We start from the raw sequence: 12,278 nt of genomic DNA, 5'->3' as shown, positions 1-12,278 counted from the left end.
CCCAGAAATCGTGCACTGAACATTATTTCCTAGTCTTCCTGCCAGGTTTCTTGGTTTTGACGGAATTTTTTCAGCAAGGTCAAGCCATCAGCATTTATATAGCCTTGAACTTTGGCTACTTTGATGAGTTCGGAATAATTGCTGAGCGTTACCAATTTGACACCAGCATTATCAAAATTACGTTCTGCTTTTGGTAATTCGTAAGTGAAAATAGCCACCACACCGATCACATCTGCGCCTTCACGCTCAGCAGCTGCAACCGCATCCAAGACCGAACCACCTGTAGAAATCAAGTCTTCAATGACCACCATTTTTTGTCCTTTGACAATGCGGCCTTCCAACTGATTGCCAACACCATGTTCTTTTGGTTTGCTACGGATATAGGCAAATGGCAAGTTCATTCGGTCTGCAATGATGGCACCGTGAGGAATACCCGCAGTCGCAGTCCCTGCAATGACTTCTACTTCTGGAAATTCTTCTTCAATACGCTGAACAAAGCCGTCTTCAATCAGGTTCCGAGTTTCTGGATATGACAAGGTAATTCGGTTGTCTGTATAAATAGGTGATTTGATGCCTGATGCCCATGTAAATGGCTTTTCTGGACGCAGATGAACTGCCTTAATATCCAATAAGTGTGATGCGATTTCTGTTGCTAATGTCATAATAGACCTCCTTTTAAATGCGTGCCTTCTCTACATGACCATCCCGCCGGATAGCCAAGCTATTCCTAAAGTGTTGTTTTAATGTTCAAATTTCTAGTCCACCATTTCAATCCATGAATCAAAATACTGTTCAATAAAATTGGTTTTCTCTTTTATTTCTGTCACGTTCAGTTTTTCATCCAGACCTGTCAGTACCCATTTATCCTCGACATCGTCTCTTCGATGGACAATTGCGACCAATTTTCCCTCGAAAGATGTCAAAGGTTGCTGAACATCTTTGGAAATGATGTAAACATCCTGTTCTTCATCATCTCCAGCCAATAGATTTGGAACATAGCCGTAATTGATGGGGTACTGGTTGCCAAATTTATCAATAAACCCTATAGGTCTATCAATTAGAACCTGATAAACCTTATTCACAATTCCATTCCTCCTTAATAGCCAGATAGGCCTGGTAAGGATTTTCTGCTCTAGTAATTGGACGACCGACCACGATATAGTCACTACCGATAAGGGCTGCCTCAGCTGGTGTCATCACCCGTTTTTGATCGCCGACCTCGCCACCTGCTGGACGAATTCCTGGTGTCAGACAAACAAAGTCAGAACTGGTCGTACCTTTAATGAGTGAGACTTCATGGGCAGAGCAGACGACACCATCCAGACCTGCTTGGGCAGCCTTTTGGGCATAGTGGACAACCGCATCCTGCAAGCTAGTCTGGATATTTTGGTCACTGCGCATTTCCTCTTCGGAAGTTGACGTCAACTGTGTAACAGCAATCAAGATAGCATCCGACCCCAATCCTCTGCGAGCAGCCTGCATCATTTCCACTCCGCCTGCTGCGTGGACGTTGGTCATATCCACACCCAGCTTGGCCAAGACCCTCATAGCAGACTCAACGGTATTTGGAATGTCGTGCAATTTTAAATCTAGGAAAATGCTGTGTCCGCAATCTTTCAGATAAGAAATAATGCTTGGACCTTCCGCATAGTAGAGTTCCATTCCTACCTTCAAATAGAGCTTTTCCTGAGCTGGAAACTCGTATAGGAAAGCTTCAACTTCTTCTCTTCCTGCAAAATCTAAGGCAATAATTGGACGATTCTCTTTCATAGCTTCCTTTCCAAATCGACACAAAAACCCTGCCAGATTGGACAGGGAGGTAGACGAAATCAGCCTGACCAGTAAATTGTCAAGCTAGTTTATGCTACCTTTCCAGCCTCTCTGGACTTGGTTAAAGGACGATGTTACTTCAATAATACTCTTTTATTTTATTTTTGTCAACGCTTACCCAAGTTCTCTCGAACTTCTTGGCGTAGGTTTTCTAAGGTGTCAATACCATAGACATCCATGCGTTTTGGTAAGTCTTCAATAATCTTTGGACAGGCAAAGGGGTCTGTAAAATTGGCAGTACCAACACCAATTGCTGAGGCCCCTGCAATCATCATTTCAAGAGCCTTGTCAGCCGAATCCACACCTCCCATTCCGATAATCGGTAGATTAGTCGACTGCGCAACCTGACGGATGAGCTTGAGTGCAACTGGAAAGACCGCTGGACCTGACATACCGCCTGTGCCATTTGCTAAGATTGGCTGGCGTGTTTTGAGATTGAATCGCATTCCAACCAAGGTGTTTATCATAGTCAAACCAGAGGCTCCTGCATCCTCTGCAGCCTTGGCCAAGAGGGTGATGTCTGCCACACTTGGTGTCAGCTTAACATAAACAGGTACAGATGAAGCTGCGACTGCTGCTTTTACAGCCTGGTAAGCCAATTCCGGTACCTGCCCAATTAAAAGACCATTATTGCCATGGTCCACATTGGGACAGGAAATGTTCAGCTCAATAGCTTTTACGTTTGGCGCCTTTGAAATTTTCCCTGACACATAGGCATATTCTTCATTGGAAAAGCCTGCTACATTGGCAATGATTGGCAGGTCTGGAAAATGCTGCGCTAGCCAGGGTAATTTTTCGGATAAGACGGCATCAACACCTGGATTTTGAAGTCCAATGGCATTGAGCATACCTGCTGGCGTTTCGGCCACACGGGGAGTCGCATTGCCATAACGGGGATGCCGAGTAGTCGCCTTAATCATAATGGAACCAAGTTGGTTAAGGTCATAGTAGTCCGCATACTCCTGACCAAAACCGAAGCAGCCAGAGGCTGGAATGATGGGATTTTTCAAGTCCAAACCAGGCAGGGAAATCGCTAATCGTTTTGTCATATCAACCTCCTACAAAATCAAGCTACCTGTCGCAAAGACTGGTCCTTCTTTACAGACACGCTTGTTTTCATGCTCCTGGCCCTCTTTAGGTTTGACCACACAGGCGTAGCATGCTCCCGTGCCACAAGCCATGCGAGCTTCAAGGGAGATGTAGGCGTGAGGATGGTCCTGAAAGCGTTGGTCAACATAGTCCATCATAGCAGGTGCCCCACATGAGTAGATAGCCGCAAACTCATCTGTCAGCTCTTCCACCACACGTGCGACCGTGCCTTTCTGCCCATAGGAGCCATCATCCGTTGTGACATGGACTTGGCCGTAGAGTGCCAATTCTTCTTCCAAAATGACAGCCTCCTTGGTGGCAAAGCCAATGACTGACGTGACCTTGACACCACGTTCCGCAGCCTGTTTTGCAACCTCAACTAAAGGAGGAACTCCGATACCTCCACCAATGATGAGAATGTGGTCTCCTTCCTTGAGAAAGCCTACTTCAAACCCTTTCCCAAGCGGTCCCATGACATCCAAATAGTGACCATTTGGCATTTTTGAAAAGACTTCTGTCCCCTGACCTTCCACTCGGTAAATAATCCGACAGTGCGATTTAGCTTTATCAATCTCCGAAATGGAAATCGGTCTTCGCAGGAGCATGGAATCATCAGGAACACGAATATGGATAAACTGACCCATTTTCATATCCTGAACCATCTCACCCTGCAAAGTCATGGCAAAAATACCTGGAGCAAGCTGGACTTGGTCAACAAGCAACATCTGTTCTTTTAAAATCATCTTTTCTCCTATTCTATGAAACACAGAAAACAAGAAAGTCGATATAGAGAAAAAACCTTGCTGGCTAGCAAGGTTACACGAAAAGAAGGCAGTATCTGCCCTATTTATCACGTTCCCTTCTTCGCCTCTCTGGACTCAGTTAAAGGATATATTTTCAGCATTATACATTTTTTAGAATAATTTGTCAAATCATGATACAATAGAAATATGAGAATTCAACAATTATACTATATTATCAAAATCGCAGAAACTGGTAGCATGAACGAAGCTGCCAAGCAACTCTTCATCACCCAACCCAGCCTTTCCAACGCTGTACGTGACTTGGAAAAAGAGATGGATATCAAGATTTTTCTACGCAATTCCAAAGGAATTACTTTGACAAAAGATGGTATGGAATTTCTTTCTTATGCTCGTCAGATTGTAGAACAAACTGAACTGTTGGAAGATCGCTATAAAAACCCGAATGCCAAGCGACAGCTGTTTAGTGTATCATCACAACACTATGCCTTTGTGGTCAACGCCTTCGTATCCCTTTTGAAAGAAACAGACCTAGAAGATTACGAACTATTTTTACGGGAAACACGGACATGGGAAATCATCGATGACGTAAAAAATTTCCGTTCAGAAATCGGTGTCCTCTTCCTCAACCATTTCAACCGTGATGTTTTGCTAAAACTCTTGGACGATAATCGTCTATCTTATACCCATCTATTTACTGCCAAACCACACGTATTCGTCAGCAAGACCAATCCACTTGCCAAAAAAGACTCCATTACTCTTGATGATTTAGTAGAATTTCCTTATCTTAGCTATGAGCAAGGTATCCACAACTCCTTCTACTTTGCTGAGGAAATTTTAGCTCAGGAGCACCATAAGAAATCCATTGTCGTATCCGACCGTGCCACCCTCTTCAATCTCTTGATTGGTCTGGATGGCTATACTATTGCTACAGGTATTCTGAATTCCAATCTCAATGGTGATAACATCGTATCTATTCCCCTAGAATTTGATGACGAGATTGAATTGGTCTATATCCAACACGAAAAATCCATGCTCTCAGATATGGGAGAAAAATTTATCAATTACTTATTAGAAGAAGTTAAATTTGGTAAAAAATAAATCTATTCTTATATAGACATACACAAAACGATATGTTATACTATATTTATGAAAGCACTTGAAAGAAAAAATGAAATAATTCTATTTTCTTTAAGGAAACGCTTTCATTTTTTTTATTTATGTGATATAATCCATGTATAATATATTTTAAGGAGTGGTTAGATGGCTCAAAATAAAATGTTAGCTATGATTCTTGCTGGTGGACGTGGAACACGTCTAGAAGGTTTGACAAAGAAAGTCGCCAAACCAGCAGTCGCATTTGGAGGAAAATATCGTATTATCGATTTCCCTCTCAGTAACTGTGCCAACTCAGGTATCGACATTGTCGGCGTTTTGACCCAGTATGAACCTGTACTGTTGAACTCTTACGTTGCCCAATCACAACGTTGGGGCTTGGATGTTCAAGGTTCTGGTGTCTTTGTCCTTCCTCCAAGTGAGAAGATTGAAGGCTTTGGTCTGTACAAAGGTACTGCTGATGCTATTACACAAAACATCGATTTCATTGATTTGAACGATCCTGAATATGTCTTGATCTTGTCAGGTGACCACATCTACAAGATGAACTATGACAAACTCCTTGATACCCATATCCAGAAGAAAGCAGACGCTACTATTGCCGTTATTGAAGTGCCAATCAAAGAGGCATCACGCTTTGGTATCATGAATACCGATGAAGATTACCGTATCGAAGAATTTGAAGAAAAACCAGCAAATCCTAAGAGCAACTTGGCATCCATGGGTATTTATATCTTCACTTGGAAGACCTTGAAAAAATATCTCCAAGAAGATGATAAATCTGAAACTTCTTCACATGATTTCGGTCATGATATCATTCCGAAATACTTGGAAGATGGTCGTACTCTTATCGCTCATCCATTCCGTGGCTACTGGAAGGACGTTGGTACTGTTAACAGCCTTTGGGAATCAAACATGGACTTGATTGACCATGCTGGTGACTTGGACCTTTCTGACCGTTCGTGGAGAATTTACTCAGAGGACAAGGGCTCTCCAGCTCAAGTGATTGGCTCAACTGCAACTGTTAAATCAGCTTATATCGACAAAGGAGCTGTCATTGATGGCTACGTAGAACACTCTGTCATTTCAACTGATGTACAAGTGAACAAGGATGCTGTGGTTAAAAATTCTGTCCTTCTTCCTGGTGCCATCATCGGTGAGGGAGTTGAGCTAGACTATGTCATCGTTGCTGAAAATGTTAAGATTGCGGATGGAACCAAACTCTCTGGTGACGCTGATAATATCCTCTTGATTGATAAGAATGTAACCAAGTAAGAAAGGACTGCTATGCTAAGAAATACTCTAGGAATTGTAAATATTGAAGGAAACAATGTACATTTTGGTGATGTCATGGAACATCGTGGCGTACAAGCCTTTGGTTTTTTGGGACGCTACAGACTGATTGACTTCGTTCTATCAAATATGTCAAACTCAGGGATTACAGAGTTCCAAGTCTACATGCCTGTTCATATGCGTTCAACCATCCAACACGTTGGTACTGGTAAACACTACAATATCAACAGTAAACGCGGTTCTCTTCGCCTGCTCAATAGTGTAACAGACCCGAACTCAGTTTACCAACATGATATCAATGCTTTTTCTGACAACCTTCATTTTATTGAAAATTCAACCAAAGAATATGTCTTGATTGCACCTTCTTACTTCATCTACAGCCAAGACTTTACAAATGTCATGGAAGAACATGAGAAAACGGGTGCTGATATTACCGTTCTTTATAAGAATATCACCGATGCCAAAGAAAACTTCATCGGTTGCCAAACCTTGAAATTTGATGATAACAAGCGTGTTGTAGCCTTCGAAGAAAACCATGGTAAGTATAAGAACCGTCCTGTTTCACTAGAAGCCTACATCATGAAACGCACGACCTTTATCGAGTTGATCAAGCGTGCTAACAAGGTTTCATCACTCTACTGGTTGAAAGATATTCTTCGCGATACAGTGGATCAATACAAGATCATGGGCTATGCACATCGTGACTTCGTTGCTTGTATCAATAACGTAGAATCTTATTTCAAAACTCAGATTGATTTGATTGACCGTGACACACGTAAACTTCTTTTCAAAAACGACTGGCCAATCCATACACAAACTAGCGACTCTTCTCCTTCTCTTTATGGTCCACTGGCTGAAGTAAAACGCAGTTTGATTGCCAACGGTGCAAATATCAATGGTCAAGTAGAAAACTCCGTTATTGACCGTGATGTGATTATTGAAGAAGGTGTCGTTGTTAAAAACTCAATCATTCTCAATGGTGTAACAATTAAAAATGGTACGACTGTTGAAAATGCCATCATTGATAAATCGACTAAGATTATTCATTCTACTGATATCAAAGGTAGTGAATCAAATCCAGCCTATATCAAAGCACATCAAATCATCTAGGAGAAATCATGACAAAAAAATCTGTTCTCTTTGTCGCATCTGAAGGACTTCCATTCATCAAGACTGGTGGTTTGGCCGATGTGATCGGTTCATTACCCAAAGAATTGGTAAAACAGGGTTTGGATGTCCGTGTGGTTTTACCGCTCTATAAGAAAATTGCTATCAATAACCATGCTGATTTTGACTATGTGTCTAGTTTTGATGTTCGTGCAGGCGATATTCAGTCCATGGCCAATGTCTACAGCCAAGTGATTGACGGAGTAACCTTCTACTTCATCGAGCACCGTGACTTCTTTGAACGCGATGAGCTTTATGGCTATGACGATGATGCTATGCGTTTTGGTTATTTCCAACACGCTACTTGTCGTCTCCTAGAGGCACTCAACTACTTCCCAGATGTCATTCACACGCACGACTGGCACACTGCTGCTCTTCCATTCCTCTGCCGTACATTCTACAGCTACCGTGAGGAATTCCGTGCCATCAAACATGTCTTCACCATTCATAACCTAGCTTTCCAAGGGATTTTCCATAAACAAGCTCTCTGGTCAGCCTTAGGAATGGACTACAGCTACTACTTAGATGGAATTGCTCGTTTCCATGACGAATGCATTTCCTTTATGAAATTGGGTATTTTGTACGCTGACAAGGTAACAACCGTTTCAGATACCTATGCCCGTGAAATTTTGACCGAAGAATTCGGCGAAAATATGCAACATGTGCTGGAACTTCGTAAACATGACTTGGTTGGGATTGTCAACGGTATCGACTACGATAGTTGGAATAGCCAGACAGACCATTATCTTGTGAAGAACTACAGTCTTGAAACAATTACAGACAAAAAAGCCAATAAATTAGCCTTGCAAGCTCAGTTTGGACTTCCTCAAGATGAGCATGTGTTGATGATTGGTATCGTTTCCCGCTTGACTTGGCAGAAAGGTTTCTATCTCTTGACAGAGGTTCTCAGCCACCTTCTCCAAGCCCATGTACAATTTGTCATCTTGGGCAATGGTGAAGCAGATGTTGAAAACGCCTTTAACCACTTCAAACAGGCTTATCCTGAAAAATTCGCCTTCTACCGTGGCTACAATGAACCACTTGCTCATCAGATTTATGCAGCAAGCGACCTCTTCCTCATGCCATCTATGTTTGAACCATGTGGTATCAGCCAGTTGATCTCTATGCACTATGGAACACTTCCATTGGTTCGCGAAACAGGTGGATTGGTGGATACAGTGACACCATATCATATTGATAGCAAAGAAGGTACTGGCTTTACATTCGGTGGTCGCGATGCCTACAATATGCGTCAGGTCTATGATTTGGCCCTCCAAACCTACTACGACCGTCCAGAAGACTGGTACGCTATGGTGAAACAAGCAATGGAACGCGATTTCAGCTGGACTGCTTCTGCTGAAAAGTACATCTGGCTCTACCGTGAAATTAGTGGCTAGGTAAGATTTGACAACAAACTGAAGGGGAGTGCGACCAGGGTCCACTCCTTTTCAACAAGGAGATTGCTATGACAGAATTTACTGATTTGGATTTATACTATATGAATTCCGGTGAACACACCACTCTCTATGAGAAAATGGGAGCTCATTTGATAAAGGAGCGCAATAAGATCCTTGGCACTCAATTCCGTGTCTACGCTCCAAATGCCCGTGAGGTTTTTCTAGTTGGAAACTTTAATGACTGGCAACGTAGCCATCCAATGCAATGGGAAATTGATGGTGTTTTCCAACTTTATGTAGAAGGCTTAAAATCACTTGAAGATTACAAGTACCTCATTATCACCCACGATGGACGTGAAATTTATAAGGCTGATCCCTATGCCTTTTTCAGTCAAGTGCGACCAAACACTGCCTCAACAACCTACAATCCTCGTTATAAGTTTAAAGACGATGTCTGGATGTATCATCGTGTCAACTATGACTTTAAGGAGCAACCTGTTTCTATCTACGAAGTCCACCTTGGCTCTTGGAAACAAAAATTTGCTAATAAAAACGAAGGCGGTGCGCCACTTGAGGCCTTCAATAGTTACAAGGAAATTACACCGCTTCTCATTGAGCATGTCAAAGAAAATAATTACACCCATATTGAGCTCTTGCCCATCACCGAACATCCCCTGGATGCTTCTTGGGGCTATCAGGTAACTGGTTATTACAGCCCTACCAGCCGATACGGCAAGCCTGATGATCTCAAATACCTAGTTGACCAATGTCACCAGGCTGGGATTGGGGTTATTCTGGACTGGGTTCCACTTCATTTCTGTAAGGATGCTCATGGTCTCTATCAATTTGATGGTAGTTGGTTGTATGAATACCCTCATGAACAGGACCGTGAAAATCACCAGTGGGGAACAGCCAACTTTGACCTTGGTAAAGGCTTGACACGTTCCTTCCTTCTATCCAATCTTAAGTATTGGTTGGAATACTTCCATTTCGACGGCATTCGAGTGGACGCCTTATCTTATCTTCTCTATTGGCGTGGTGAAACAGAAGATGACAAAATCAACCATGGAGCCATTGATTTTATCAAACGTGTCAATGCCATGGTTCATACAGACTATAAGGGTGTCTTGATGATTGCGGAAGATTCGTCAAGTTTCCCTAAAGTAACCCATCCCCTAGAGGAAGGTGGTATCGGTTTCGATATGAAATGGGATTTGGGTTGGATGAACGATACACTCAAGTTTGTCGAACGTCCGTCTGTCTATCGTAAATACCATTCAAATGAAATTACCTTTGGCATGTATTACAACCAAAATGAGCAATTCCTCTTGCCCTTGTCTCACGATGAGGTGGTCCATGGAAAACTGTCTATCATTGATAAGATGAATGGAGATTACGAAGATAAGTTCCATTTGGCGCGTGTCTACTACAGCTTCTATTTTGCTCATCCAGGTAAGAAATTACTCTTTATGGGCAATGAATGGGGCCACATCCGTGAATGGCATGAATACACTGAAATGGATTGGAATTTGCTTGCCTATCCAACCCACTCTAGCTTTTACCAGATGATGAAGACCTTGTCTACTTTCTATCGTGAGCATGATGCATTCTGGAAGTATGATTACCAGGCCTACGACAAGGGATTTAAGTGGGTGAAAATTGATAGCGAAGCTAGCCTCTATGCCTTTTCACGAATGAGTGATGACCAGGAAATCTTGACCATCCATAATTTTAATGATCAGGAATTGTTTGATGTCCACCTGGATTTGCCAGCAGATAGCGAGTACAAACTCGTCTTCTCATCAAATGTCCTTCCAATGGAAACATTTAGCCTCTACCCAGATGAAAACGGCGCTAGAATTACAGTGCCACGTTTGACTAGTTTTTATCTAGAGCGTGTGAAATAACATCATGTAGAGGCTGGGCTCAAGCCCAGCTCCACTACTCAGAGTTCGTGTCAACAACTCAGCGCAGTGGTTGATTGGCTTTAACAGTCCAGTGGACTGTTAAAGGTTGGAGATAGGATTTGTGAAACAAATTTCTGCAATTCGTGTTTTACACTCCAAATCTGACCTTTACTATTGTTGCGAACAGAGTTCGCCTTATTTCCAACCTCCAACTGTCTCCCAGACAGTTGGAGCTGTACGGGGGTGGGACTAAAATAGTCCAGTGGACTATTTTAGCCCGAACCTATTGTTTGGAAGTGAGGGGAACTCTTTTTTAGACCAGTCGAGTTCTTTCCCACTCCCTTTTTACATGCAAAAACAATCACCGTTTCCGATGATTGTTCGTCTCATTTATTCAACTGCTGTATAGGTTGCTGCTTTTTCAAGGAAGGTATCAAATTCGCCACTTGCTTTCACTTGAGCGATGACCTTGTCAATTTCAGTTTTTAGGTCTGTGCTTCCTTTTGGAAGGGCGATAACTTTTGAGTTCTCGTCAATAGTTGGAAATTCCACTGCTGCAATGGCAAGGTCGCTGTTTTGTGAAACATAGCCTGCTGCAACTGGTGAATCCATCAAGACTGCTTCTACTTTACCCGTCTTCAATTCATTAACTGCTTCACCCATTTGTGTCAAGGAAACAATTTTTGCATCTGCCATTTTTTCTTTGACATAGGTTTCTTGAGTTGAACCTTTTTGAACTGCTAGAGATTTTCCTGAAAGTGCGTCTACACTTGAAATAGTTTCAGCATTCTCTTTCTTAACGAGTAGGACATCGGCAATTTGGTAGTAACTTTCAGAGAAATCAAAGACTTTGGCACGTTCTTCAGAGTAAGATAGGCCTGCGATGGCAATGTCAGCCTTGCCAGATTGGACACTGTTCAAAACGTTATCAAAACTCATTGATGACACTTCAAGTTTCACACCTAGTTCATCAGCAATTTTCTGTGCTAGCATAATGTCAGCACCAACCACTTCATTTTTTCCATCTACAAGTGTTTGGAATTCAAATGGTGCATAGTCAGGACTGGTCGCAACAACCAAGGTTCCTTTTTCCTTGATTTTTTCAAGTGTTGATTGGCTTGATGAAGAGCTGGTTGATGAACAAGCTGCCAGTGTAAATCCTGCCAACAAGGTAGCTGCTAATGTAAGTAATTTTTTCATATTTGTATCCTCTTATTTCTTTTATTTTTTATTAAAACGATGTCATTTTTTCTAAAGAATCATCGGGCTTTGAAAGCAATTTTCCCCATATTTTCTTCCTCTTTTCAAAAGATATGTCTAGTATAAAGTAATTTTATACAGTTGTCAATACTAATTTTGTATTTTTATGCGAAATTTATATTTTTTTATTCAAAAAAAGAGGCTGGGCAAAAACTAGCCAATAACTAAAAAACACAGATAGATTCGAGCTGCTTCTGATGAAATCCAGCCGTACTGTCTGTGTTTTTCTTTTTATCTCTATTATCTTGGACTAATTTCTTAGCCAATTTCGTTAGATTCATGCTCATTAGGAGGAAGCCTATCTCGGTTTCAACCACTTTTTGACCTCTGACATGGACTCTGCGTACGCCAAAAACACCCTTCATCCTACCAAATACAGGTTCGACATCCACCTTGCGTTTGGCATAAATGCGGGCTCCCTCTTTACTTGTCAATTCCTCTTTGACTAAGTTCTTGAA

At 42.0% G+C, this 12,278-nt stretch carries 11 protein-coding genes and 1 pseudogene; 5 read left to right on the top strand and 7 right to left on the bottom strand.

Features of this window, described 5'->3' with window-relative positions:
• Window positions 1–29 precede the first annotated feature (29 nt).
• From pyrE to C1E58_RS06100, 5 genes are all read right to left on the bottom strand, one after another.
• A complete protein-coding gene (gene pyrE / locus C1E58_RS06120) occupies window positions 30–662 on the bottom strand; it encodes an orotate phosphoribosyltransferase (protein ID WP_105113800.1) in 633 nt (210 codons plus the stop codon).
• A gap of 93 nt (window positions 663–755) precedes the next feature.
• The gene (locus C1E58_RS06115; RefSeq protein ID WP_105113801.1) at window positions 756–1,082 is read right to left on the bottom strand and encodes an inorganic diphosphatase; all 327 of its coding nucleotides are present in this window, start codon (window positions 1,080–1,082) and stop codon (window positions 756–758) included.
• Window positions 1,075–1,770 carry an orotidine-5'-phosphate decarboxylase gene (gene pyrF, locus C1E58_RS06110; RefSeq protein WP_105113802.1) on the bottom strand — a complete coding sequence of 232 codons (696 nt, stop codon included), beginning with the start codon at window positions 1,768–1,770 and terminating at the stop codon, window positions 1,075–1,077. Before pyrF ends, C1E58_RS06115 begins: the two co-directional genes overlap by 8 nt.
• 167 nt (window positions 1,771–1,937) lie before the next feature.
• Window positions 1,938–2,879, bottom strand: coding sequence for a dihydroorotate dehydrogenase (locus tag C1E58_RS06105; RefSeq protein ID WP_105113803.1), 942 nt, complete (start codon window positions 2,877–2,879; stop codon window positions 1,938–1,940).
• Window positions 2,880–2,888: 9 nt separating this feature from the next.
• On the bottom strand, window positions 2,889–3,686 hold the full coding sequence (locus C1E58_RS06100) for a dihydroorotate dehydrogenase electron transfer subunit (protein WP_269088238.1): 798 nt from the start codon (window positions 3,684–3,686) through the stop codon (window positions 2,889–2,891).
• A gap of 183 nt (window positions 3,687–3,869) precedes the next feature.
• Between C1E58_RS06100 and C1E58_RS06095 the strand changes: the two genes are divergently transcribed.
• The 5 genes from C1E58_RS06095 to glgB all read left to right on the top strand — a co-directional run bounded on the left by C1E58_RS06095 (window position 3,870) and on the right by glgB (window position 10,560).
• Entirely contained in the window at window positions 3,870–4,781 is a 912-nt protein-coding gene (locus C1E58_RS06095; RefSeq protein WP_105113805.1) for a LysR family transcriptional regulator, read from the top strand.
• Between the two features lie 162 nt (window positions 4,782–4,943).
• Window positions 4,944–6,071: a glucose-1-phosphate adenylyltransferase gene (locus tag C1E58_RS06090; RefSeq protein WP_105113806.1), complete on the top strand. Its 1,128-nt coding sequence runs from the start codon at window positions 4,944–4,946 to the stop codon at window positions 6,069–6,071.
• Between the two features lie 12 nt (window positions 6,072–6,083).
• Entirely contained in the window at window positions 6,084–7,199 is a 1,116-nt protein-coding gene (glgD, locus tag C1E58_RS06085; protein ID WP_105113807.1) for a glucose-1-phosphate adenylyltransferase subunit GlgD, read from the top strand.
• Between the two features lie 8 nt (window positions 7,200–7,207).
• Window positions 7,208–8,653: a glycogen synthase GlgA gene (glgA, locus tag C1E58_RS06080; RefSeq protein WP_105209732.1), complete on the top strand. Its 1,446-nt coding sequence runs from the start codon at window positions 7,208–7,210 to the stop codon at window positions 8,651–8,653.
• 68 nt (window positions 8,654–8,721) lie between these two features.
• Window positions 8,722–10,560 (top strand): 1,4-alpha-glucan branching protein GlgB, encoded by a 1,839-nt coding sequence (glgB, locus tag C1E58_RS06075; protein WP_105209731.1) that lies wholly within the window; start codon window positions 8,722–8,724, stop codon window positions 10,558–10,560.
• Window positions 10,561–10,950: 390 nt separating this feature from the next.
• On the opposite strand, the gene C1E58_RS06065 is transcribed toward glgB, so the two are convergent.
• Together C1E58_RS06065 and C1E58_RS06060 are read right to left on the bottom strand one after the other, a co-directional pair.
• Entirely contained in the window at window positions 10,951–11,760 is an 810-nt protein-coding gene (locus C1E58_RS06065; RefSeq protein ID WP_105209730.1) for a transporter substrate-binding domain-containing protein, read from the bottom strand.
• Window positions 11,761–12,057: 297 nt separating this feature from the next.
• Window positions 12,058–12,278, bottom strand: a pseudogene (locus C1E58_RS06060) (transposase); the annotation flags it as partial.

The sequence above is a fragment of the Streptococcus suis genome, from assembly GCF_002964575.1.
Classification (GTDB): Bacteria; Bacillota; Bacilli; order Lactobacillales; family Streptococcaceae; genus Streptococcus; species Streptococcus suis_R.
Note: the sequence above shows the minus strand (reverse complement) of the source record. Positions and strands in the feature narration are given on the sequence as shown.

Bases quoted from the DNA above. Each gene is read 5' to 3' on its own strand.
- glgA (WP_105209732.1), top strand. From the start codon at position 7,208: ATGACAAAAAAATCTGTTCTCTTTGTCGCATCTGAAGGACTTCCATTC.
- C1E58_RS06065 (WP_105209730.1), bottom strand. From the start codon at position 11,760: ATGAAAAAATTACTTACATTAGCAGCTACCTTGTTGGCAGGATTTACA.
- pyrF (WP_105113802.1), bottom strand. From the start codon at position 1,770: ATGAAAGAGAATCGTCCAATTATTGCCTTAGATTTTGCAGGAAGAGAA.
- C1E58_RS06095 (WP_105113805.1), top strand. From the start codon at position 3,870: ATGAGAATTCAACAATTATACTATATTATCAAAATCGCAGAAACTGGT.
- pyrE (WP_105113800.1), bottom strand. From the start codon at position 662: ATGACATTAGCAACAGAAATCGCATCACACTTATTGGATATTAAGGCA.
- C1E58_RS06090 (WP_105113806.1), top strand. From the start codon at position 4,944: ATGGCTCAAAATAAAATGTTAGCTATGATTCTTGCTGGTGGACGTGGA.
- glgB (WP_105209731.1), top strand. From the start codon at position 8,722: ATGACAGAATTTACTGATTTGGATTTATACTATATGAATTCCGGTGAA.
- C1E58_RS06105 (WP_105113803.1), bottom strand. From the start codon at position 2,879: ATGACAAAACGATTAGCGATTTCCCTGCCTGGTTTGGACTTGAAAAAT.
- glgD (WP_105113807.1), top strand. From the start codon at position 6,084: ATGCTAAGAAATACTCTAGGAATTGTAAATATTGAAGGAAACAATGTA.